The organism is Pseudomonas sp. Y24-6, assembly GCF_020295325.1.
GTDB classification, from domain to species: Bacteria; Pseudomonadota; Gammaproteobacteria; order Pseudomonadales; family Pseudomonadaceae; genus Aquipseudomonas; species Aquipseudomonas gregormendelii.
In genome coordinates this window covers 392,330-416,464 of sequence record NZ_JACBXG010000002.1, presented here as the reverse complement: position 1 = coordinate 416,464, position 24,135 = coordinate 392,330, and the positions used below count along the sequence as shown (strand labels likewise).

The window sequence follows — 24,135 nt, the reverse complement described above, 5'->3', positions numbered from 1 at the left end:
CGACTAGGTTAGAGGCTTGCGGCCTTAGCTACAGGCCGCTCGCCGATTGGAATAGTTAAGCTTTTAGAGCCAGGATTCGACGTGCGCCGTTCAAAACGATCAGGCCAACGACCGTACCAATCACCAAGTCTGGGTACGGAGACCCTGTCCAAGCGACCAATGCTCCTGCAGCGATTACGCCAACGTTCGCAATCACATCGTTGGCTGAGAAAATCCAACTCGCTTTCATGTGTGCTCCTCCTTCGCGGTGGCTGTAGATCAGCCACAGGCAAGTGACGTTTGCCACCAGCGCGACGGCGCCTATCCCCATCATCAGCATCGATTCAGGTTCACTGCCATAGAGAAAGCGTCGAGCAACTTCCAAAAGCACACCCAAAGCTAGAATGATCTGAAACATACCTGCCAGGTGTGCTGCACGTACTTGCATTCCCGCGCTGCGGCCGACCGCAAAGAGGGCCAGCCCGTAAACGGCCGCATCAGCAAACATGTCCAGCGAGTCGGCAATCAGCCCCGTCGATTGGGCAATCAGGCCAGCACTCATTTCGGCGAGAAACATTGCACCATTGATGCCGAGCAATATTTTTAATGTGCTGGCTTCCTTTGAAGCGTTTTGCTCTTCATTGGCACTGTTGGCTGATACGGACTCTGGGCTGATGGGCTGCGTATCTAATAGCCTTGCCCCCAAGCCAAGTGACTCCAACTTGGTAGCGATCTGCTCTACGGCCCCTTCGTGAAAAACACTCACCTGTCTACCGGATAGGTCAAAAGAAAGTGAAGCTATTTCCTGCAAGCCATTCAGCGCGAGTCTGATCATCCGTTCTTCGGAAGGACAGTCCATTTTTGGTACTGAAAATTTGCTGATCCATGTCCCTTCATTTAATGGCTTAGCTGCTGCTTCTGGGCCTGCTGAAGCCGGGCCACAGCCACAGGATTTGTCACACGAACTCATGGGGCCGCTCCTCTAAATACACTTGATCCTGTCGATTACAAACCTTCTAGCCGCTATAAGGTCAAGCGAGGATATTCATCATTCGATTGTAGCTCTTTCGTTCAATCCAAACGCCAGCCTGTGACTTATCGTCTTCGCTTCCTAAAAGGAGGTGAGCGATGATCATTATTTTCCGATACGTCATACGTTGGATGAGCTATCCGCTCATATTTGGTGGCACCGCTGCGTTCATGGTTTGGGCGCTTTACACCGGGATTCCGCCATGGCCCACAACACTCCTGATCGCTATTGTGAGCTTGTTCACGATCGCCGCGCTGGAGCAATTCCAACCCTTTCGTCAATCCTGGCTCGAAGATCATCAAGACACCTCGACCGATTTATTGCATATGCTGGTCAACCTTTCTGTCATTCAGTTCACTGCTGAAGTCCTCGCCAAGCTTGGCGATGCGGTGCCGGCATCAGTTCGCCTTTTTCCCAGCGAGAGTCCCCTCTGGTTACAGCTGGTTCTGGTCGCAACCGTCCTCGATTTAAGCCTGTATGTCATGCATCGCATCAGCCATCGGGTGCATTGGCTGTGGCGTATGCACATGATTCATCACAGCGCTGATCGCCTTTATTGGATGAATGGGGAGCGCAGACATCCGCTGCATGCGGCGCTAATGGCCGGACCGGGGCTGGTGGTTCTGCTCGCCTCAGGTGCGCCGTCGGCCGTTATCGCGACTTGGTTCAGCATCTTGACCGTTCATTTAGCCTTCCAGCATTCGAACCTGGACTACTCGTTGGGCTGGTTACGCAACGTGATTGGAGTCGCCGAGACACATCGCTGGCACCATAAGCGAGAGTTCGAAGATGCCCAGGTCAACTTCGGAGAGTTTTTACTTATTTGGGATCACCTATTTGGAACCTTCTATGACGCAGCAAACAAGCTCGGTGATGCGCAGGTAGGGCTAAAAGAGCGAGACTTTCCAACAGGCTATCGTGCGCAGCTAATCGCGCCGTTTAGGCGCAAGCCTCAGAACCATATGATCTGAAGTTGCGTACCACGAAACGCCTATTCGCGCATTTACTGCCATGTGTTGTAGGGTAAGCGTCCAGCCAACACACCTTCCGAACTCCAGCATTAAGGGCGATGGTGTCCGCGTATTTTTAAGCGGACGCGATCGCCCTTAACGTCAGGATTTCCATGCGCCAACGAAGCTCTTACCCGAAACCCTTCAAGGCCCAGGTTGTTCAGGAATGCCTGCAACCGGGCGCAACCCTATCCAGCGTTGCCATCAGCCACGGCATCAACGCCAACGTTATCCGCAAGTGGCTACCGCTTTATCGAGATCAGTCGCCAGCGGCGTTGCCAGCTTTCATTCCATTGAGAGCTACGCCCAAACGGCAAACGGAAGCGTTGGCGGTTATTGAGCTGCCATTTGGCGAGCAATCGATCTCAGTGAAATGGCCAACGTCCGATCCTGAAGGCTGCGCCCGCTTTGTCCGTGGGCTCACTCAATGATTCGCATCGATGCCATCTGGCTCGCCACCGACCCCATGGACATGCGTGCCGGCACTGAAACTGCGCTGGCCAGGGTGATCGCGGTGTTCGGTGCGGCGAAGCCGCACTGCGCTTATCTGTTCGCCAACCGCCGCGCCACTCGTATGAAAGTGCTGGTGCATGATGGGATTGGCGTCTGGCTGGCTGCTCGCCGGTTGAACCAAGGCAAGTTTCACTGGCCCGGCATTCGTAATGGCTACGAGATAGAGCTGGATGCTGAGCAACTTCAAGCGTTGGTGCTCGGCCTACCTTGGCAGCGTGTTGGGGTTGGCGGTGCAATCACACTGCTTTAAAAAGCTGTAATTAGCGCCTTGGCCTACTGCCGCAAGCGACCTGCTTTGGTAAAATCCAGGGCATGACTTCCTCGCCCAATCTCGATCAGATGACCCCCGACCAACTGCGCGCCTTCGCGGCGCAGTTGCTGTCGCAGGTTGATTCTCTCGGGCTGCAAGTCGACAGGATGGGCAAGAAGAACGACCGCGACCAAACCATCATCGAGCAACTCACCCACGAAATCGCTTGGTTCAAACGTAACAAGTTTGCCAAGCGCAGTGAGCAATTGAGCCCTGCTCAAGGCAGCCTGCTCGATGATCTGCTCGACACCGATATCGCGGCCATTGACGCCGAGCTGAAGGCGTTGAATCCGCCGGCTGCGTCGGCCGAGCCACGCAAGCAGCCCAAGCGTGTTCCTTTGCCTGCGCAGTTTCCGCGTACCGTGATTTATCACGAACCCGACAACACCCAATGCCCCTGCGGCTGCCAGCTCCAGCGGATCAGCGAGGACGTCAGCGAGAAGCTGGATTACACGCCGGGCGTGTTCACCGTGGAGCAGCATGTGCGCGGGAAATGGGTCTGCTGCGAGTGTGAAACGCTGACTCAGGCACCGGTTCCGGCCCAGGTAATCGACAAGGGTATACCGACCGCAGGGCTGCTGGCTCACGTGATGGTGGCCAAATTCGCCGACCATTTGCCGCTGTATCGCCAAGAGAAAATCTTTGGCCGCGCTGGCCTGGCTATCGCCCGCTCGACACTGGCGCAATGGGTCGGCCAGACCGGCGTGCAGCTCCAGCCGTTGGTCGATGTGCTACGCGAAACGGTACTTGCCGAAGGCGTGATCCACGCCGACGAAACGCCAGTGCAAATGCTCGCGCCGGGCCAGAAGAAGACCCACCGTGCTTACGTCTGGGCCTACTGCACTACGCCGTTTTCGGCGGTCAGGGCAGTCGTTTACGACTTCAGCCCGAGCCGTGCGGGCGAGCATGCACGTAACTTCCTTGGCCAGTGGGATGGCAAGCTGGTGTGCGACGATTTCGCCGGCTACAAGGCAAGCTTCCAGCAAGGCATCACCGAAATTGGCTGCATGGCCCATGCGCGCCGCAAGTTCTTCGATCTGCACGCGACGAACAAAAGCCAACTGGCCGAACAGGCGCTGCACTCAATTGGCAGCTTGTACGAAATCGAACGGCAAGCGCGGGAAATGACCGACGAAGATCGCTGGCGAATACGTCAGGAAAAAGCGGCACCCATTATCGACGCACTACATACCTGGATGATGGCCCAGCGCGATCTTGTGCCCGAAGGATCGGCTATTGCCAAAGCTCTGGATTACAGCCTCAGGCGCTGGACGGCACTGGCTCGATATCTCGAGGACGGCGCTGTGCCCATCGATAATAACGCGGTCGAAAATCAGATAAGGCCATGGGCACTTGGACGCTCGAACTGGTTGTTCGCCGGGTCACTACGCAGCGGTAAGCGGGCAGCCGCGATCATGAGCTTGATCCAGTCAGCACGCATGAATGGGCATGATCCGTATGCCTATCTCAAAGATGTACTGACGCGGCTGCCGACGCAGCGTGCCAGTGAGATTGATCAACTGCTGCCGCATCGGTGGATGCCCGCCTGAGTCACGCAAGGTGACTTCGGCGGACGCTTACGTTTTACGGGCAGCTATGCTGACTGGTGTGATTGATAGTTCGACTCGATTTTTGAAGTGGGTCGGAGGGACGAATGAATCTTGAGGGCCTAGCCGAACTGCTTTCCGGTGGCGAAAAACTACCTGGATGTGAGCTAGCTCATTCAGACGCCTTGGCACTGGTCGGATTTTACTTCCCTGGACGCGCCTATTGTCTAGTCGCTGACTGGACAGTGGTTGATATAGCGGTCTCCCCCCGTCAGTTAAACGCCGTTGCTAGAAGAGGAGTCACTCCTACTTTGGTCAACGCTTTATGTGTTATCCACGATAGCAAAGGACGTTTCCCTCGCGGTCACTGGGTAAGAACTTCATTGGGGGTTTCGTTCACCCATGATTGCCTGTTCGAGACAAAAAACACCGTTTATGTGTTGATGGGACCCGGTCGAAGGGTACGAACAGACCTGGACGTCGCGCAGAGCCTGTACTGAAAGTCACTGGTGCGCAATGTGGCAGTCATCGACGTTCAGCGTTTTAGGTTTCGTCCGCCTCAGCCATCCCTATATTTTTCCGGTGCTTACCAAGACTTAGTGTTGGCCACGTATCAGCAATCGCCCCCTAGAACTTGGCTTGATAGGGGGTAGCCTGTCTACTTCAGAGGAGCCGAGCGGCGTGCTTGCTATAATTCAAACGAATGGTTCACACCCCCAGAATCCTCGGCGATGGCGGTTGGTTTTCTAAGGTTAAGCGCAAATTCTAGCGGAGTGGCAACACATGACTATGCCCTGCGAGCGTACCCGGAGTATCGTCCAAACAGGCGAGTTCTTGCGTGAGCTGTCCAGAGATCAGACTCTCCCAGAATCTGTTCGTCAGCAGGCAAAACGCCTCCTGCGGCATTACCCAGAACCATGGGTGATCTTTGGGATCGGCTCCTTCGAAGAGCTGCTTCAAACAAAGGGTCCGAGCGATCCAACGCGAGAGTTCGCGATAGTGGTCCACACTCCCCAGTTGAGCTCCAGCACTGACGGATAAGGCTGGAAAAACTTCCTCAGACTGAGTCTATGATAGAGACCATGGTCTGTGGCAATCCGCGATGGTGCTGTCCGCGCTTCAACGCTCCGACCCTCGTGTTGATGAACGGCATAGATTCTTATGCTGTATGCATGTACAGTTAATGGGTTCTTGCGGCCTTACTCATTGCCTAAGTGTTGAAGCCCTTAGGCGGTGTCATGTGCCGAGATAAGCCCTGAAGTTTGTTGGGTAAGGTGTTATTTTCAGTGATTCCATATTGATACTATCGGAACGGAATTCGACCTATGATCACACTGAAAACTGCCATTATTCACAGCTTCAAGAAGCTGGCCAAGACCAGCTTTATCTCCGAGGTGGTCAAGAAGGATGTGGCGCTCGATACTGAAAATCCTGCGTTGCATTTTCTGGTCAATGGCATCCACGGCCTCATCGGCAAAGAAGGCAACAGCGTGGTCTATGGACAGTTTGCCAATGATGACCGTCAGGGGCCGTTTCCAGAGCGCTTCACCGCGTTCGTAGAAGTACAAGATGATGAAGCGCAATTTATCGACTTGACCCACTTGGCAATGGACCAACTGGTGGAGCAAGCCGGTAATCAAGTCTTGTCGACTGGTGGACACATCCTTTGCGCCCAGTACACCTCGGGCGCAACCGACTTTTTCCTGGTCGCCAGCATGAAGGAGCGCGGTGGTATTCAGCTGGACGAAAACTATGTGCCGAAGGAAATTCAAGAGGTCGATCTCAACAAGGTTCAGCAGGCCGCCAGGATCAACTTGGCTAGCTTCGTGGCCATAAAGGCTATGGCTGCTGCGGCCGCTGCTGCGCCTGAGCAGGATGAGGATGACGCGGAGGATGAAGTGGATTCAACCTACCTGTGCTTCATCAGCCGCGGCCGTGATAGTCAGGCATCTGACTATTTCATTTCTGCACTGGGTTGTGCGAAAGGAGTGGCCTCCGGACGCGCTACCAAAAATGCCATTGATAACGTTGCCCGGTTTTTTCGCGACAACAAAGCGTTAAAAAGCTTTGGTTATAAGGCCAAAGAGGCGGTGATCAAATATCTGGAGGAGCAGTTGGCCGCAGGTAAGTCCGCACGCCTGGACGCCATCTGCCACGTCGCTGTCGCACACGTACCCGCTGACTTAGTGGATGAAATCGTTGGGCTGAAAGACTATTTGAATAGTGAGAAACATAAGGTGCCGGACGACTTTACGGTCAATGCGAAATCGCTGAAAGAGAAGACCCGTATCAAGGGGGACGCTGCTAACTGGTCGTTGCAATTCGAGCGTGGAGCGTTAGGTAAGGATCCGGCCGCAGACGTTTACTATGATGAGGGACGGAAGAAGTTGACCCTGTCCAATCTGACTGCCGAACTGGTTGGTGTGATCGAGAAAGAATTGCTGGCTAGGGCTGGCTAAGAATGTTTTCCAATGTGGTAGCTCTCTACCGTACCCTCGGAGCGCCCACCATTGAGGATGGGGTCATCCGCTATCAGGGGAGGCCAACGCCCGACATTATCGGTGCGTTGCGAATGTGTGATGACCTGCCCGCAGCTTATGGCAAGTTCGAGCATTGCTCTGAAGAAGCTGACTCTCTCGATATTGAGTTTCGCTTGCCATCGAACGAGTCGGGCCGGTTCTACGCGAACTTAGGCGAGTTTGTCGCTCGCAATGGCTCATTGGGCAAGGGCCAATTTCCGAGCAACGTGTACATTGTTGAGCTCAGTTGGGCGGATAGTGATGACACCGAACCTTCGGCGATTAAGGCGCTCAGGCGCGTCTGCCGGATGATCGAGCTGCTTGCACTGCTAGCGATCGGCGTCGACAAAGACAGCAGTCCAGATGGTTATAACCTGTTTTTTGCCTTGCCTCCCGATGGGGCTAAGCCTCCGAGAACTTTTCTGTTGCCTACCCAGGTTGACGTCAAGGTTCTTGACTATGAGCTCAACCACCTGAGTTTGTTGGAAGAAATACTCAATCGAAAAAACGAAAACAAGGCGCACCTCTCCGAACGAAAATTGATGATTCGGATGGCGGTGGCGAGCGTCATCGAGAAGTTTGAGAGCGAGCCGAATCTGTTCTTGGTGATCGTGCGGGAGTGGCGGGAGGTCCTCGCCACGTACCGTGCGAATCTGCAAACCTACGTCTATAGCTTCTCGTTTGAGCGGGCCCGGCGCGAGGTGGCCCAGGCTGAAATCGACTATGGCACTAAGCTTAGTGGAGTACTGGGCGACATCGCGGGCAAGATGCTTGCCCTGCCGATATCGTTAGCGGGTCTGGTCGTGCTGGAGAAAACAACCTCAAAATTCGAAGGTTTTATTCTTGTCCTTGGGCTAGCAGTGGTCTCTGTGGTTCTGCTTGCGATCCTGCACAATCAAATGCTGCAAACAGAGCGCCTGCTACACAGTTTCAATGTCATCTTCGATGATTTTAAGGACAAGATAAAAACCTATCCCCCAAAACTTCAGGGCTTGCTCAGGATCACCATCGACCAGGTCGACAAGCAGGGCCGAACGCTAACCAGGACCTTTCGCTTGCTGAAGGGGCTGTCCTTGCTGCCAATCGTCGGGGCCTTGCTGCTGGCCGCGATAAAATACTGGGATGGTTTCGTATGGCTATTGATGACCATCCTGTCGATCGTGTTTTCCGCGCTCAACGTAGCCCCGAACTTTCTCAGCCCGTAAAGGCTTTGCCTCATTTCTATGGAAAATTTTAAGGTGAAATAGGATTAGTAAGTTCAAACTGTTGAATAATGATCCACGCTGCCTACAATTGATCGAGGAAAAAATTTATGCTCGCAACAAACAGATGGCAGCTGAGCACGCAGCATCCTCAACGGAGCTGGAGCGTGCGGCGGTTTTCATAAAGGCTGCGCTTTGCAGGAAATCTGGCTTATCCCTCGGCCACGTCGTTTTCAATCGCTCAGTGATGAACGTTAAGAGATGAAAACCCACCATTTGAAACTCCTGAGGCCATCACAGTTGGCAGTCAGCAGGAGCTTGCCACGTAGTCTACGTAATGAAGGTCCCGCGTCTTACATTAGCGACGAGAAATCCCAGATGAGCGTTGAACTGAATGAGGAGGATATGCGCTTGGCGCTATTCGGCTCCCCAAAACAATCCGACCCCGTAGTACTCGCAAAGCCGCAGCCGAGTCCAACGTCCCGACTAAACTCTAAACCGCTATCACTGAAGCTGAGGGTGACACTGCACGTTACCAAGGACTTCGAAGGCGACGTGAGCGTGTTCATTTATGATGCGAACACGCTGAGTACTCTTATCGCGGAACAAGAGGCTAAAAAAGAAGCTAAAAAAAAGAAATTCAAATATTTCGATGTGGTCTCGGTCAAACCCATCCAGTAACTATCGTGTCGTTAAAGAGCGTGCTTCATTGCACTGCTCTTGCTCCCTATGCAATACCACTGACCAGCCAGTTGTTTTCTTGCAGACATTCGTTTGCATGTAACTTGACCAGTATGCGCCGTAATAGGGACTGGCTGATAAAGTCCAAAAGCAACAACTCCAGCAGTATTAAAAAATACTCGGTTTTTTGAACAAGCGGATGGGGAACTCCACAACACTACATCCGGAATATTTCCGCTATTGCTATCCCATTTTGGTTAGCGGCCACCGCCTTCCGGGTACAGCTATTACCGCATCCCAACTTGACCGCGGTCACTGCTTGAATCATATAAAGCTGTGTGATGGTCAGATTGGTCAGGTGAGCCAAAAATCTAAACGATCTCGGTTCGACTTCACTGTGACGATGCATCGAGAACTGATTTCAGCTCCTGAGCATGCGCACTTTCAGGTGTGGATTCGTGCTGCTGGTTAAGAGAATTCCTGAGAAAAGCCCTAGTAAAGGTAGAGCCACCCATCGGTTGGGGGCATGCCGCAAAAGTTAATTTTGAAAAAACAGGCGAACATTACAGAATTGTAATTTTTCAATCATCTCCCCGTTATCTTCAAATTGCAACGATACAAGTCGGCGACGATACGGGAGCAGAAACTGCTCCCGTAAACAATAATTCCAGCCGAAGAGCTTTCTAGTTCTGCCGAACCTAAGGAGTGATTAATGGATAACAATACGAAATTTTCGATGGCCGCTTTGGCGTTGGTTGTCAGTTCTGGGCCTTCTATAGTGTTTGCGGAGGAAAAGACTGGGGGGTTTATCGAAGACAGCAGCCTTACCGTGCTCAATCGAAATTTCTACTTCAATCGTGATCATCGTAACGGTCAATCAAGCCCCACGGGCAATGGCTACTCCGAAGCTTGGTCGCATGCGATTATCAGTAAGTTCGAATCCGGGTTTACCCAAGGCACTGTAGGCGTGGGCGTCGACGCTTTCGCGATGATCGGTTTGAAGCTTGATACGGGTGACGGTCGTAACGGCGGTCGTAGTTCATTCGATGTGCTACCTGTCAATGGCGACGGCGAAGCTCGAGATGAATACACGAAAGTCGGTGGCGCGGCAAAAGTTCGCGCTTTTGACACTGTGGTGAAAGTAGGTGATGTATTTCCCGCCAACCCTGTCGTGGCTTCTGGCGACTCAAGGCTTTTACCGGAAAGTTTCCGTGGTGTGACCGCTACCAATACCAGCATCGAAGGGCTGACAGTTCAGGGTGGTCGCCTGCATGCTATGAGTCAACCAGTCTCCAGCAATATGCGCGACAACTTCGCAACCTTCTATGCAGGCCCAGTTAACTCACCTTGGGTCGGCTATTTTGGTGGCGACTACAATGTGAATAAGAATATTATCGTTAGTCTTTACTCCAGTCGTCTCAAAGACGCCTGGAATCAATACTATGCTGGCACCGGGTTGAACTACTCCTTCTCTGATGAGCTTTCCGTATTCGGCGGTGTGAATTACTACAAGGCCGTTGACGAAGGGAAAAAACTGCTGGGCGAGTTCGACAACAATATTTGGAGCGCTAAGGTTGGCGTGAAGTATGGCGCACACTCACTTGCACTTTCTCACCAGCGAAATAATGGTAACGACGACTTCGACTATCTGCGTCAGTCGGATTCCATCTTTCTCGACAACTCAATCCAGTACAGCGACTTCAACTCGCCAAAAGAACGTTCATGGATGGTGCGTTACGACCTCGACATGAGCTCGTATGGTGTACCTGGCTTGTCGTTTATGACACGTTATGGTCGTGGCACCGACGCCGACTACTCCAACGCCAACGCCACATACATGCGGCGCGATGCGGATGGAAACCCGTTGACCGATCAGAAACGTTGGGAGCGCGACATCGAAGTAAAATACGTCGTTCAGACAGGCTCCTTGAAAGATATGTCCTTCCGCTTGCGACAAATGAACACCCGTGCAACCGCGTTTGAGTCTGATTTGGATGAAGTCCGTGTGATCGTTGAGTACCCACTAGCGATTCTGTAATACCTGAACGGGATAATTCGTTCTTCACGAATATCCCGTTTTCGCTAGAAAGATTTCAAAAATGTAATTTTTCAATCATCTTCATGTTAACTTGAATTGCTTATAGTGAGTTGGAGTTAATAGGAATCTAGCTAGCGCATCTGGTTGGAGTCCTATAGACAAGTAGCTAGTATGTGAAAATCTGAAACTCATCGCTGTTCAGTTAAAAGCTCCAAGCTCACCTTTAGAAGCTCCTTTGGAAAAAGGTGAATTTTTAAGACGTCCCTCGGGGCGTCTTTTTTATGACCGTTAAAACACGAGCATATAAAAAACGCCCGATACCTCTAAGTATTGAGGTTAATCGAGCGTTATAAATCCCTCTGACAGCAGCATAGCTGCTAGCCGCCTCGTTTACGACACTCTCCAGCCACAGTGTACCTAATTGTATTTAGCTGTCCTTTTGAATCTTCATAGGTCATTGCGGCGGGCACCACTGCGCAGACTTTTGCAGGCCGCACCACACTGATAACCTTCACAACATCCACCTTCATCCCGTACTCGTATTCTTTCGACACAGGGGCGCTTTTCCCCTGGCTAATTGCATACTGCTCCATGGCTTTAGCATTCGCCACCATCATCTTTTCAAAGGCTTTGTCTCCTCCCCCTTCCGCCAGTACGAGAGAGGATAACGTCAGAGCTCCAGCGAAAGTAATAATACTCATGAACTTCATATTTAGTACCTCATATATTAACTGTTACAAGGATATCAATTCGAACATTGCGATGGCGTGGCGGCTAGGTTACGAATGTGTAATAAAGCCGTAAAAAAAACCGCCGCCGGAAACCGGAAGCGGTTTTTTATACGCAGTACTACTACATTTTACCTGTCTCATCTTTAGCATCACTTGAAACCACGGGAACGCTCTTCCCTTCTCTAGCAACATATGCCTCCATTGCCACATCTCGCGCCGCCATCATTTTTTCGAAGGTTCTGTCCCCCCCACCTTCGGCTAAAGCAACTGAAGAAAGGATTAAAGCACCCGCAAGAGCGCAGATTTGAGCAATTTTCATACTGACACCTCATATAGTTAACGCTAGTAGGGTATCAATTCGAACCTATCAACACGGTGGCGCCAAGATTACAGATTCGTTATGTAGCTCACATAAAAAAGCCCACTATCGAATCTCGATAGTGGGCTTTTAAAACTAAAGAATTATACGGCTTCTATTTTATCGTCTTCGTCTTCGGCTTCTTCCTCGTCTCGGCGGTGCGCCCATTGATAAAGCGCAGGCAATATCAGCAGGGTCAACGCAGTTGAGGATAGGATGCCCCCGATCACCACGGTAGCCAGGGGTCTCTGGACCTCTGCCCCCGTTCCGGTGGCCAGTGCCATCGGAATAAAGCCAAGAGAGGCCACCAGAGCTGTCATCAACACTGGGCGCAAACGGGTAAGAGCCCCTTCATTGATTGCGGAACTCAACGAATGTCCTTCCTCCCGAAGATTGCGGATGAACGCAATCATCACCAGACCATTCAGCACCGCCACGCCCGACAACGCGATGAAACCAACACCTGCCGAGATCGACAGCGGGATGTCTCGGAGCCATAAAGCCATGACTCCCCCCGTCAATGCGAATGGAATACCGGTGAACACCAATAGGCCATCCTTGAGGTTGTTGAACATCATGAACAAGAGTGCGAACACCAAGAGCAGGGCCACCGGGACTACAATCTGTAGTCGCTTGGCAGCGGATTGGAGCTGCTCGAACTGTCCTCCCCAGTTGGTCCAGTAACCGGCCGGGATCTGCACTTCTTTATCAATGGCGCTACTGGCCTCCTGTACAAATGAGCCGATATCACGCCCACGCACGTTGGCGCTGACGATCACCAGACGTTTGCCGTTTTCACGACTGACCTGGTTAGGTCCCAACACTAGATCGAGGCTAGCCACCTCTGAAAGAGCAATAAACCCGATCTGATCGGCATTGGTGTTAAGCAGCGCCGGTACCGGGATTAGCAGTGTGGACAATCCCTCGAGATCCTTACGCATGGCGTCGGATAAACGCACCACCATGTCGAATCGGCGGTCTCCCTCATACATCGTACCGGCTTGACGACCACCGACCGCCACCGCAATGGTGTCTTGTACGTCGCCAACGTTCAGTCCGTAACGGGCGGCTTTGTCACGGTCGATGTTGATGGTCAGTACCGGCAGTCCCGACGTTTGCTCGACTTTGACCTCGGAGGCACCATTGATCTTCTGCATGGACGCGGCAATTTTTGCAGCGGTGCTGTTAAGCACCGCCATGTCATCACCGAAGACCTTGACCGCCACATCACTGCGCACGCCTGAAATCAGCTCGTTAAAACGCAATTGAATAGGCTGAGAAAGCTCATAGTTGCTTCCGGGCATTCCGGCTGTAGCTTTTTGGATATCAGCTACCAACGCCTCTCTGGATTTATTCGGATCAGGCCATTGATTCTTCGGCTTGAGCATCACGTAGCTGTCAGAGATGTTTGGTGGCATTGGGTCTGAGGCAATTTCTGCTGTACCAGTACGAGCAAACATCCGCTTGACCTCCGGTACCTTTGCTAACACAAGTCTTTCCAGACGTTGCTGCATTTCTACCGATTGCGTCAGGCTGGTACCTGGTACACGCAGTGCTTGTAACGCGAAATCCCCTTCACTGAGGCTCGGCACAAACTCGCTGCCCATTCGACTGGCGACCACACCGCACACCGCGATAACGGCTAGTGCTATGGCGAATGCCATTGATCGATGGCCCATGACCCATTCTAGCGCTGGCGCATACACCCGACGGGCGCCACGCATGATGATGTTCTCTTCTTCCTTGACCTTACCGGTGACGAACATCGCAATCGCCGCCGGGACAAAGGTCACCGACAACAGCATCGCGCCGAGCAAGGCAATCACCACAGTAAACGCCATCGGGTGAAACATTTTTCCTTCGACGCCGGTGAGGGCAAAAATCGGTAGGTACACGACCATGATGATCAACTGGCCGAAAATCAGCGGTCGGCGTGCTTCCTTGGCCGCCGCGAACACTTCGTGAAAGCGTTCGGAGCGGGTGAGGATGCGTCCGTGGTGTTGCTGTGCATGGGCCAGACGACGGATGGCGTTTTCGACAATGACCACCGCGCCATCAACGATGATGCCAAAGTCCAACGCTCCGAGGCTCATCAGGTTGGCGCTGACCTTGTTGGTGAACATGCCAGTGAATGTGAATAGCATCGCGAGCGGGATCACCATGGCAGTGATCAGAGCGGCGCGAATGTTGCCAAGGAACAGGAACAGAATCGCGATTACCAGAATCGCACCTTCAATCAAGTTCTTCTTAACGGTGGCAATCGCCTTGTCCACCAAATTGGTACGGTCATAGACGGTGACTGCCACCACCCCTTTTGGCAGTGAGCGGTTGATTTGCTCAAGCTTGCTGGCAACGGCCTGGGCCACGGTGCGGCTGTTCTCACCGATCAGCATGAACACTGTGCCGAGCACCACTTCACGACCGTTTTCGGTCGCGGCCCCCGTGCGCAATTCACGGCCGATGTCCACGGTTGCGACGTTCTTGACGCGGATGGGCGTACCGTCGACGTTGGCCATGACGATATTGGCGATATCGTCGGTGGTCGCTACTTGGCCGGGTGCGCGAATCAGTAACTGTTCGCCACTGTGTTCGATGTAACCGGCACCGACGTTAGCGTTGTTGCGCTCCAGCGCTGTAACAAGGTCAGTCAGCGTAAGCTTGTAAGCCGCCAAGCGTTTTGGATCAGGCGCAATCTGGTACTCCTTGGCGAACCCGCCAATGGTATTGATTTCGGCGACCCCGGGAACATTGCGCAGCTGAGGTTTTATGATCCAGTCTTGGATCACCCTCAGGTCGGTCGGCGTATAGGGGTTGCCGTCCTCCTTGACAGCACCTTCTTCAGCCTCGACCGTCCACAGGAAAATTTCACCCAGACCGGTTGAGATCGGCCCCATGACGGCTTCCACACCCTCGGGCAGTTGCTCCTTGGCCACCTGCAACCGTTCGTTGACCAATTGTCGGGCGAAGAACAGGTCAGTGCCTTCCTTGAAGATCACTGTGACTTGCGACAAACCCGAGCGTGACAGCGAGCGAGTTTGTTCTAGAGCCGGCAAACCAGCCATTGCAGTTTCGATGGGGAACGTGATGCGCTGCTCGGTTTCCAGTGGTGAAAAACCTGCTGCCCCTGTGTTGATTTGCACCTGGACGTTGGTGATATCGGGAACGGCGTCGATCGGCAGCTTCTGGTAGCTGGCTATACCGAGGCCGGCCATGAGGAGAACCGCGAGCAGCACGATGATGCGCTGCTCGATGGCAAATTGGATCAGGCGTTCGAACATGAGAACCTTCTCGTGGAAGTGGCGGATCAGTGGGCGTGTTCAGCCGAGGCTTTACCCAGTTCTGATTTCAGAATGAAACTGCCGGCAGCGGCGACTTGAACACCGGGCTCCAGGCCCTCCGTGATCTCGACCAGACCCGCCGAACGGCCACCTGTCTCCACTGGCTGAGCTTTAAACCCGTCGTCCGTTCGAACGAAAACAGTTTGCTTGTCCTCGACCGTCTGGATAGCCGCTTCTGGTACTGCGACCTTTGTTTGCCGAGTATCAGTGTCAACCTGCACGGTCACGAATAGCCCGGGACGCCATGCACCTTGTGGATTGGCCAAGGTCACGCGGACCGTGGCTGTACGAGTTTGCTCGCCCAACAAACTGCCGACATAGGCCACGGTTCCAGTGACTTCGGCATTCAGTTCCGGCGCACTGACCGTGACCGACTTGCCCACCAGTACCTTGTTTAAATCCTTTGGCGAGACACCAAAGGTCACCCACACACGCGACAAGTCGGAGAGGGTGAAGGCATTAGTGGTTTCGCTGACAACCTCACCGAGGCCCAAGTGTTTCTCAACGACAACCCCGTCAAACGGCGCACGCAATTCATATCGGTTACCCCCGCTGGTGACCGAGCTGCCACTGAGTACGCTGATTTTTTGTCGAGCATTGCTGAGGGCGATTTCGGCTTCTTGCAAAGCCTGGCGGGCTTGCAGGAAATCCTGTTCGGCAGAGATTTTGTCCTGCCATAACTGTCGCTCTCGCTCGTAGGTAGTACGGGCCAACTCAAGACGACGTTGCGCCGCGGCTTGTTCACTACGCTGATCAGAAATTTGTTGGCTGGCGATCACGGCCAGCAACTGGCCTTTTTTCACCGGTTGACCAAGATTGACATGGACCGACTCGACGACACCGGGTACGCGGGGCACCACATGCGCAGTGCGGTCTTCATCAAAACGGATTTCTCCAGGAAAGGGCAATGAAAGGCTAATACTCTGCGCCTTGGCTTCGACCAACTGGATGCCGGCTGAGCTGATCTGCTCTTCGCTCAGAGTCAAGTGACCTTCTTCCGCTTCGCCTTCGGCGTGTTCGCCCTCGGCCGATTTCTTGCCAGTAGTTTCATCGCCGTGATCGTCATGGCCTTTGCCCTCCTGAGCCTGAGCCTGAGCTTCGGCTGAGGGCACCGATGGGCTGCCCATCCACAACGAGCCGATGCCTATACCCACCGTCAAGGTCAGTGCAGTGACGAGAATTAGTTTTTTATCCATGGAAACTCCCTGCGCAGCCCAGTCGGCAGTCACGGATTACCGTGGTATTGCGATGCTGAGCAGCGGTAAAAAAAGCGTTATATGAAATTCACGGAGTACGAGTGAGAAGGGCGACATCTCCGAAAATTCGCTCGATGCGCACCCAGGCGTCTGTCGCCTCGGCGATAGCCTGGATGTATTGCGTGCGGGCGCTAATCAAGGTGCGCTGAGCATCGAGTACGTCGAGGAAGTTAAACTTGCCCATTTCGAAACCTCGGGTAGCGGTGTCGACGGCACTTTGCGCGGCAGGCAGGATGGTTTGATTGAACGACGCGACTTCAGTGTTAGCCGTCATCCACTGATCCAGGGTGGTCTGGATTTCTGTGCGCAGGCGTAACTCACTGGCGTTACGAAGGTCGCGGGCTTGATCGGTACGGCGGGCAGCGGCTAGTACGTTGCCCTGGTTACGGTTAAACAATGGGATGGGCATAGACAGCCCCACAACATTCACCCGCTCGCGCTCGCGCTCGTCGTATTGGCTCCCGATACTCACGGTGAGGTCGGGAATTCGCTGAGCCTTCTCCAGGCCAAGGGAGGCTTCCCGCTGATCTATTTGCAGTTTTGCCAATCGTAGCTCCGCGGTTTCACCTATGCGATTAAGCAGCAGTGACGAATCCGGTACGGTTGGCATCGACCGGCCTGGATCACCCACAGACACGAATGCAGGCAAAGGCGCGCCCATGACCTGAGCGAGTCGCTGGTAGGCACTGGCCTCATCCCGCTCAGCCCGCCTCAGCTCCAGACGCACTTCTGATAGCTGAACCTCTGCGCGAGTACCTTCAACGGGTGAGGATTTACCACTCTTGATGCGACCTTGAGCTACACGCAAACCGCGCTCGGCGAGCTCAAGTGATTGACGTGATAACAGCAGCCTTTGCTGAGCCGTCGAGGAGCTGTAAAACGCCTGAATGACATCGGCACGCAGAACATTGCGTTTGCGTTCCAATTCAATCCCGGCCGCGTCTTGAGCTCGACTGGCCACCTCGATCCTAGCCCCGCGCTTACCGCCAAGCTCGATCGGCTGGTTGATCATTACCGTCGTAGTGCGCGAGTTTCGCCGAGTATCTTCAGCCTCCCAGGAAACCTCAGGGTTAGGGATCAACCCTGCCTGCTGTCGCTCTCCCTGAGCAATACCAGTCTCCCATTGAGCGGCCGCCAGATCAGGGTTATTGGCAAAAGCAGTTTCAAGCGCCTGATCCATTGTGAGCATTTGAGCGGTCGCCGCAAACAAAGGACTAGTAAAAAGCGCAAGGATCGAAATGAGACCTGCTCTTAGCATGGTCTTATGCGTGATTGGGTGAGCAATAAACTTTCTACACCGAAGTAATTCCATCATTCCTTAAACCTTTAAAACAAAAAGAATTTCCCATGAGGCAAATGTAATTCTCCGCACCTATCAACAAGGTGACTGAAAAATTACAAATACGTTATCCAGCGGAAAAACCTCAATTAATGCATTAGGATGAAGTCAATAAGTGCTCGCGCCAAGAAACAACCCGAAACAAAAAAGGGGCGCCGAACCTAATACTTTGGGAGGTAAAGGAAACATGACGAACCTTGCAAAGCTTTAAAAAGACCATATTGCGAATAAAATTAAAGATGTAGCCAGAATCGAAACGTTTATACAGATTAATAATGCCCTTAAACCATGTTTAACGAGCATCAAATCATTCCGATACATTTACCAGAGGGTGAAATCCTATGCGAATCCTTGTGATAGAGGACGAGCTGAAGACTGCTGAGTACTTACATCAAGGCCTGACTGAAAGTGGCTATATTGTAGACTGCGCATCGACCGGGGCTGATGGACTCCATCTAGCACGTCAGCAAGCTTATGATCTGGTAATACTAGACGTAAATCTACCTGAAATTGACGGTTGGGACGTTCTTGAAAATATTCGGCAGACTAGTAGCACTCGGGTAATGATGCTGACTGCAAGAGGGCGTCTGGCAGACAAAATCAAAGGATTGGATTTGGGAGCCGATGATTACCTGGTCAAGCCATTTGAATTCCCTGAGTTGCTTGCAAGAGTACGCACTTTAATGCGTCGCAGCGAACATATTCCAGTTCCGGAGGTATTAAAAGTCGCTGACCTTGAACTTGATCAAGGCAGACATCGCGCATTCCGCGGAAAGCAACGCATAGATCTGACGACAAAGGAGTTCGCGCTGCTTCATCTGTTGATGCGTCAATCAGGAGAGGTGTTATCTCGCACTCAAATTATCTCTTTAGTGTGGGATATGAACTTTGACTGCGACACAAACGTTGTCGAAGTTTCGATACGAAGATTGAGAGCAAAAATAGATGATCCATTTGAAACAAAATTAATACATACCCTTCGTGGCGTAGGCTATGTATTGGAGGCGAGGAAATGAAACCGGTCAGCCTATCGATGCGGCTGGGGTTGACAGTTAGCATTATGGGAGCGGTACTAGTAGTGCTTTTAGCGATACTAGCTTTTTTAGCGCTTACTCACGAACTTGATTCGCGCGCAAAAAATAGCTTAGAGAAGAAGATGAGTCAGATTGAGCACAGTCTACTGATGGATATTAGTACCCGCGACATGAGTTTAAAACCACACGTGCTATTAGATCAAGTGCTGGGACACGACAATCTTAACCTGACCATCTTTGATGATGACAACATGAGTGAACCTCTGCTGAGTTTTGGAGCAGATATACCTGAAGTATCTACGAATCAAGCCGGAACAGCCGCCAGTAATAAGCTGTCGTACTATTCCCCAGCCGAAGAGTCCGGAATCCACATCCTCACCGCCTCTAAGCTCATGAAATTAAAGGATGGTGAGTTCGTATCGGTCCTACTGTCTATTGATCGCTCGAATGATGAAACGCTATTGAGCGCCTACCTGAGTTCGACCATTGTAGCGGTTCCACTGTTGCTGATTCTGATTGGTATCAGCGCCTGGGCTATTGTGCAACGTGGCTTATCCCCCCTTCGGGAATTCCGGAAAGTTGCAGCAATGGTGTCGGCCCAGGATTTAAGTCATCGACTCTCAGTTGTCAAGATGCCCCAAGAACTCAGTGAGCTTGCTCACGGTATAAACTTCATGCTGCACCGTCTTGACGGCGGAGTTCAACAACTATCGCAATTCTCTGATGACTTGGCGCATGAGCTGCGGTCACCGATTACGAACCTTATGGGGAAAGCTCAGGTAACACTTTCTCGAGAACGCCCGGCAAAAGAGTACAAGGCTGTTTTAGAGTCATGCACCGAGGAACTAGGACGAGTCACCAGAATTGTTTCAGACATGCTTTTCTTGGCCCAAGTTAGTCATCCGGCCGCACTCGTGCCGTTTGAAAGCATTTTACTAGAGGATGAAGCCCTAAAAGTCATCGACCTTTTTTCGCTATCGGCTGAGGAAAAGAGCGTTGGTATAACTGTCAGCGGATGGGGTAAAGTTTTAGGTGATCGGCTCATGATTCAACGGGCTATTTCCAATCTTTTATCAAATGCCATTCGTCACTGCCCAGCAGGGCAGTCCATTGCTATAGCGATTGAAACGCAATCTGAAAAAGTCTCCCTATCAATAAGCAATCCTGGGGTAGGAATTGAGCACCAGCACTTGTTTCACATTTTCGATCGCTTCTATCGTGTGGATAACAGTCGCTCACGAGCTGAAGGTGGTACTGGATTAGGGTTGGCCATTGTCCGATCCATCATGAGCCTGCACCAGGGAATGGCAGAGGTCCAAAGTATGCCGGGCCATCTGACAGTTTTTCAACTTACATTTCCAAAATATAATGCACAAAGCAACTTAAAAGCCCAAAAACAAAAGTAGTGATTTTAGTAAAGCCGTAACTAAAATCACGATAAACAATAGTCCAAAAACGCGAATCCGAAAATGCATAGAGCATAGATAGCGCGGGGTACTTAAAAATCGCAAAGCGAGATCAACTCCCCTTGGTACATCCTGCCAGTCTCCCCAAAAAATGCGTGCAGCATTAAATTGACTATCTGCGCCGTAACACTTCGAAACGATTCCCCATAGATATCAGCCGAGCGGAGCTTGGCTTCTGGCTGAAATAAATGTACGGGAGTCGCGCATTAACATGCCTGCGACATATAGTCGCAAATACTTTTATCGTAAAATGTCCTCCTCCTGTTGACCCTGTAGCAGCTTCAGGCTTGATACTGATCACTTGAGCAATGCGCGGTTTTGAGATTTTTATGATCGAATAGTTCTACATCATTTCTTAGTCGGGCACTTAAATAAACTTCGAAATTTTATTATTCAATTCATATTACATAGGGCGGCACTACCATGCGAATGCTTGTAGTTGAGGATGAGCTTAAAACTGCCGAATACCTGCATCAGGGTTTGACTGAAAGCGGCTATATAGTAGACCGCGCGGCGAATGGTACGGATGGACTTCACCTTGCGCGTCAACAAACCTACGACTTGGTAATACTTGACGTCGATCTACCACAACTTGATGGCTGGGGTGTGCTCGAGCGACTGCGCCAAAGCAGTAACACCCGGGTCATGATGCTAACCGCTCGCGGGCGCCTGGCGGACAAGATCCGCGGCCTGGACCTGGGTGCCGATGACTATCTGGTCAAGCCATTCGAATTTCCGGAACTGTTGGCCCGGGTACGAACTTTAATGCGTCGCAGCGAACAAGTTTCCGTCCCTGAGGTCTTGAAAGTCGCCGATCTGGAACTCGACCAGGGCCGCCATAGGGCCTTCCGGGGCGAGCAGCGTATCGACCTGACGACCAAGGAATTTGCTTTGCTGCACCTTTTGATGCGCCAGTCGGGTGAGGTGCTTTCCCGCACTCAGATCATTTCATTGGTCTGGGACATGAACTTCGACTGCGACACCAATGTGGTCGAGGTTTCAATCCGCCGCCTGAGGGCCAAGATTGATGATCCTTTTGACAAGAAGCTAATCCATACCCTGCGCGGCGTTGGCTATGTACTGGAGGCCCGGGAATGAAGTCGGCAAGCCTGTCGATGCGGCTGGGTTTGGCGGTGAGTATCATGGGCGCATTGTTGGTGTTATTTCTGGCGGTTCTTGCGTTCCTCGCGCTAACGCATGAGTTAGATAAACTGTCAAAAGACAACTTGAGCGAGAAAATGCGGCAAATCGAGCACAGTCTTTCGCTGTATGAAAAACCTGTCGACATCAACATTAAACCGCACGTTTTGCTGGATCAGGTGATGGGGCATGACCACCTCAACCTTACCATTTATGACCTGATAAATATGAGGACGCCGCTCTTGAAGTCAGGCTTTGGCTTGACGGACCCCAGGGCGGAGTTGAAGGCGGCAGGGGCTGCCACCGACAAGGTGTCGTACTCCCGAAGCACCGATGATCAGGGCCGGCACTTCCTGACTGCATCCAGACTGATCCGCTTGCCGAACGGTACGAATGTCGCCGTATTGCTGTCGCTTGATTGCGCCAACGATGAAGCGCTGCTCAGCACATATCTAAGCTCGACGATCATGGCCTTGCCGTTGCTGCTGCTACTTATCGGCCTCAGTGCCTGGGCAGTGGTAAAACGGGGGCTCGCGCCGCTGCGGGAGTTTCGCAAGGTGGCCGCCATGATCTCTGCTCAGGACCTCAGCCATCGACTCTCGGTGGTCAAGATGCCGCAGGAGCTCAGCGAACTGGCCCATGGCATCAACTTCATGCTGCACCGACTAGACAGCGATGTTCAGCAGTTGTCGCAGTTCTCCGATGACTTGGCCCACGAACTACGAGCACCCATTTCCAACCTGATGGGCAAAGCCCAGGTGACGTTGTCCCGGGAGAGGCCGGCCGAGGAGTACAAAGCGGTTTTGGAGTCCTCCACCGAAGAGCTTGGGCGCGTAGCCCGGATTGTCTCGGACATGCTTTTCCTGGCACAGGTCAGTCATCCCGCTGCGCTGGTCCCGTTTGAGACCATTGCTCTGGAGGATGAAGCCTTGAAGGTCATCAATCTGTTTTCACTGTCGGCGGAAGATAAACAGATCAGCGTGAGCGTTACTGGCAGGGGGTCGACCATTGGTGATCGGTTGATGATTCAGCGGGCAATTTCCAACCTGATGTCCAATGCAATCCGCCATTGCCCAGTAGGCCAAGCCATCACAATCACCATCGAAGTCCATGCCACAGAAGTCTCGCTACATGTAGCCAACCGAGGCGCAGGTATTGAACCTCAACACCTACCGCACTTATTCGATCGCTTTTATCGAGTTGACACTCATCATTCGCGCGCTGGAGGAAGTACCGGGCTTGGTTTAGCCATTGTGAAATCAATCATGAGTTTGCATCAGGGAGTCGCAGAAGTTAATAGCCGCCCGGGTAAGATCACGACCTTCAAGCTGGGTTTTCCAAACATCCATGGTGGACTTGCCCCTATAAAACCGGACACCAACTCCCCGTTAAATTGATGTTCCCGCTAAGCGCCTGAACTCCCTCGGTGAACGATATTTCAAGGCGCTGTGCGGATGCTGCTCGTTGTAATGCTCGAAGGCAATTGCCAGGTTGCGCAGCGCCGTTTCTCGATCCGACTTGGGCATGTGCGCCACATAATCACGTTTGAGCGTCTTCACGAAGCTCTCGGCCATGCCGTTGCTCTGCGGGCTGCGAACTGGGGTGGTCACCGGCTGCAAACCGATCTGTCGAGCAAACAGGCGTGTCTGTTCGGCGGTGTACGCCGAGCCGTTGTCGCTTAGCCATTGCACCGGCGTAGCGGGCAGTTGATCACCAAAGCGCTTCTCCACGCTTTCCAGCATCAAGTCGCGGATATCATCGCCGCTGTACCCGGTCGGGCTCGCGACCCAGCCGATGGCTTCGCGATCACAGCAATCGAGGGCGAAGGTCACGCTCAGTTTGGCACCGTCCTCGCAACGGAACTCAAAGCCGTCCGAGCACCAACGCGTATCACTGGTTTCCACTGCAATACGGCCTTCGTGCCGACGCGGCACGCCGGGCTGTTTGATCCGGCGTTCAAGCAAAAGGTTGTGGTCACGCATCACCCGGTAAATCCGTTTCACGTTGACCGCCGGCAGCGACCGCTTTTCACGTGCACGACGCAGCAGTCCCCAGACGCGACGGTATCCATAACTGGGCAGTTCGCTGACCTCTTGCTGGATTTCAGCGACCAGTTCTACATCGTTCACAGGCCTGCTTCGCCGCACTTTGGGCGATACCGATTGCTTGATTCGAACCGTTAATTGCGAGCGCGCCACACCGAGACATTCGCTGACCAGCTTCACTGGTCGTCCCCCGGCAACAAGGGTGAGTGCGCAATCCATTTTCGCGACCGGGCGATCTCCACGGCCTCTTTGAGGATTTCGGCTTCCATCGTTTTCTTGCCCAGCATCCGTTGCAGTTCACGGATCTGCTTGAGCGCATCGCTTAGCTCGGAGGCAGGCACCACGGCTTCGCCAGCACTGACCGCCGACAGGCTGCCGTCCTGATACAGCTTGCGCCACAAGAACAACTGATTGGCATTGATGCCGTTGCGCCGAGCGACGACCGACACACTTTGTCCTGGCTCAAGGCTCTCGCGAACCATGGCCAGCTTTTGCTCTGGACTCCAGCGGCGCCGCCGCTCCTGGCCCAAAAGCTCCCCACTCTTGTCGTTGCTATTAGTCATAAACATAACCGTTTGCCTATCCCTTATCGTAAGGGG

Annotated in this window: 21 protein-coding genes; 14 read left to right on the top strand and 7 right to left on the bottom strand. The window is 52.7% G+C overall.

Going from position 1 to position 24,135, the window contains the following annotated elements; all coding sequences use genetic code 11:
• Positions 1 to 55 precede the first annotated feature (55 nt).
• A complete protein-coding gene (locus tag HYI44_RS05615; RefSeq protein ID WP_032872266.1) occupies positions 56 to 949 on the bottom strand; it encodes a cation transporter in 894 nt (297 codons plus the stop codon).
• A 158-nt stretch (positions 950 to 1,107) separates the two neighbouring features.
• Between HYI44_RS05615 and HYI44_RS05610 the strand changes: the two genes are divergently transcribed.
• The 10 genes from HYI44_RS05610 (at position 1,108) to HYI44_RS05575 (ending at position 10,829) form a co-directional block, all read left to right on the top strand.
• The gene (locus HYI44_RS05610; RefSeq protein ID WP_019816994.1) at positions 1,108 to 1,980 is read left to right on the top strand and encodes a sterol desaturase family protein; all 873 of its coding nucleotides are present in this window, start codon (positions 1,108 to 1,110) and stop codon (positions 1,978 to 1,980) included.
• Positions 1,981 to 2,132: 152 nt separating this feature from the next.
• The gene (gene tnpA, locus HYI44_RS05605) at positions 2,133 to 2,450 is read left to right on the top strand and encodes an IS66-like element accessory protein TnpA (RefSeq protein ID WP_082069254.1); all 318 of its coding nucleotides are present in this window, start codon (positions 2,133 to 2,135) and stop codon (positions 2,448 to 2,450) included.
• Positions 2,447 to 2,782, top strand: coding sequence for an IS66 family insertion sequence element accessory protein TnpB (gene tnpB, locus HYI44_RS05600; RefSeq protein WP_045062372.1), 336 nt, complete (start codon positions 2,447 to 2,449; stop codon positions 2,780 to 2,782). Before tnpA ends, tnpB begins: the two co-directional genes overlap by 4 nt.
• A gap of 62 nt (positions 2,783 to 2,844) precedes the next feature.
• Positions 2,845 to 4,392: an IS66 family transposase gene (gene tnpC / locus HYI44_RS05595; protein WP_045062374.1), complete on the top strand. Its 1,548-nt coding sequence runs from the start codon at positions 2,845 to 2,847 to the stop codon at positions 4,390 to 4,392.
• A gap of 104 nt (positions 4,393 to 4,496) precedes the next feature.
• A complete protein-coding gene (locus tag HYI44_RS29510) occupies positions 4,497 to 4,889 on the top strand; it encodes a DUF6957 family protein (protein WP_404942396.1) in 393 nt (130 codons plus the stop codon).
• 283 nt (positions 4,890 to 5,172) lie between these two features.
• Positions 5,173 to 5,430 carry a BPSL0761 family protein gene (locus tag HYI44_RS29505; protein ID WP_045060513.1) on the top strand — a complete coding sequence of 86 codons (258 nt, stop codon included), beginning with the start codon at positions 5,173 to 5,175 and terminating at the stop codon, positions 5,428 to 5,430.
• Positions 5,431 to 5,714: 284 nt separating this feature from the next.
• Positions 5,715 to 6,848 (top strand): nucleoid-associated protein, encoded by a 1,134-nt coding sequence (locus HYI44_RS05590; RefSeq protein WP_045060514.1) that lies wholly within the window; start codon positions 5,715 to 5,717, stop codon positions 6,846 to 6,848.
• 2 nt (positions 6,849 to 6,850) lie between these two features.
• Positions 6,851 to 8,113, top strand: a complete 1,263-nt coding sequence (locus HYI44_RS05585) for a hypothetical protein (protein WP_225568927.1) — start codon at positions 6,851 to 6,853, stop codon at positions 8,111 to 8,113.
• 375 nt (positions 8,114 to 8,488) lie between these two features.
• A complete protein-coding gene (locus HYI44_RS05580; protein WP_045061356.1) occupies positions 8,489 to 8,791 on the top strand; it encodes a hypothetical protein in 303 nt (100 codons plus the stop codon).
• Positions 8,792 to 9,503: 712 nt separating this feature from the next.
• Entirely contained in the window at positions 9,504 to 10,829 is a 1,326-nt protein-coding gene (locus tag HYI44_RS05575) for an OprD family porin (RefSeq protein ID WP_045061357.1), read from the top strand.
• 377 nt (positions 10,830 to 11,206) lie between these two features.
• Here the strand turns inward: HYI44_RS05575 and HYI44_RS05570 are convergent, their stop codons facing one another.
• The 5 genes from HYI44_RS05570 to HYI44_RS05550 all read right to left on the bottom strand — a co-directional run bounded on the left by HYI44_RS05570 (position 11,207) and on the right by HYI44_RS05550 (position 17,827).
• On the bottom strand, positions 11,207 to 11,539 hold the full coding sequence (locus HYI44_RS05570) for a DUF2790 domain-containing protein (RefSeq protein ID WP_017341680.1): 333 nt from the start codon (positions 11,537 to 11,539) through the stop codon (positions 11,207 to 11,209).
• 142 nt (positions 11,540 to 11,681) lie between these two features.
• On the bottom strand, positions 11,682 to 11,879 hold the full coding sequence (locus tag HYI44_RS05565) for a co-regulatory protein PtrA N-terminal domain-containing protein (RefSeq protein WP_017341679.1): 198 nt from the start codon (positions 11,877 to 11,879) through the stop codon (positions 11,682 to 11,684).
• A 143-nt stretch (positions 11,880 to 12,022) separates the two neighbouring features.
• Positions 12,023 to 15,196, bottom strand: coding sequence for a CusA/CzcA family heavy metal efflux RND transporter (locus HYI44_RS05560; RefSeq protein ID WP_045061358.1), 3,174 nt, complete (start codon positions 15,194 to 15,196; stop codon positions 12,023 to 12,025).
• 26 nt (positions 15,197 to 15,222) lie between these two features.
• Positions 15,223 to 16,452: an efflux RND transporter periplasmic adaptor subunit gene (locus tag HYI44_RS05555; RefSeq protein ID WP_045061359.1), complete on the bottom strand. Its 1,230-nt coding sequence runs from the start codon at positions 16,450 to 16,452 to the stop codon at positions 15,223 to 15,225.
• Positions 16,453 to 16,540: 88 nt separating this feature from the next.
• Positions 16,541 to 17,827, bottom strand: coding sequence for a TolC family protein (locus HYI44_RS05550; RefSeq protein ID WP_152644308.1), 1,287 nt, complete (start codon positions 17,825 to 17,827; stop codon positions 16,541 to 16,543).
• A gap of 365 nt (positions 17,828 to 18,192) precedes the next feature.
• On the opposite strand from HYI44_RS05550, the gene HYI44_RS05545 reads away from it, so the two are divergent.
• The 4 genes from HYI44_RS05545 (at position 18,193) to HYI44_RS05530 (ending at position 22,888) form a co-directional block, all read left to right on the top strand.
• Positions 18,193 to 18,867 carry a heavy metal response regulator transcription factor gene (locus tag HYI44_RS05545; protein WP_045061360.1) on the top strand — a complete coding sequence of 225 codons (675 nt, stop codon included), beginning with the start codon at positions 18,193 to 18,195 and terminating at the stop codon, positions 18,865 to 18,867.
• Complete coding sequence (locus HYI44_RS05540) at positions 18,864 to 20,291, top strand: heavy metal sensor histidine kinase (protein WP_045061361.1); 1,428 nt, start codon at positions 18,864 to 18,866, stop codon at positions 20,289 to 20,291. The genes HYI44_RS05545 and HYI44_RS05540 overlap by 4 nt, the downstream gene beginning before the upstream one ends.
• A 483-nt stretch (positions 20,292 to 20,774) precedes the next feature.
• Complete coding sequence (locus HYI44_RS05535; protein WP_045061362.1) at positions 20,775 to 21,449, top strand: heavy metal response regulator transcription factor; 675 nt, start codon at positions 20,775 to 20,777, stop codon at positions 21,447 to 21,449.
• Positions 21,446 to 22,888: a heavy metal sensor histidine kinase gene (locus HYI44_RS05530; RefSeq protein ID WP_045061363.1), complete on the top strand. Its 1,443-nt coding sequence runs from the start codon at positions 21,446 to 21,448 to the stop codon at positions 22,886 to 22,888. The genes HYI44_RS05535 and HYI44_RS05530 overlap by 4 nt, the downstream gene beginning before the upstream one ends.
• Here the strand turns inward: HYI44_RS05530 and HYI44_RS05525 are convergent.
• Positions 22,880 to 24,099 (bottom strand): IS3 family transposase gene (locus HYI44_RS05525; RefSeq protein WP_412548475.1). Its coding sequence is split into 2 segments (ribosomal slippage): positions 22,880 to 23,754 and positions 23,754 to 24,099, totalling 1,221 coding nucleotides; the frame shifts between segments, so codons are not numbered across the junction. The two genes, HYI44_RS05530 and HYI44_RS05525, sit on opposite strands and share 9 nt — an antisense overlap.
• Positions 24,100 to 24,135: the final 36 nt, after the last annotated feature.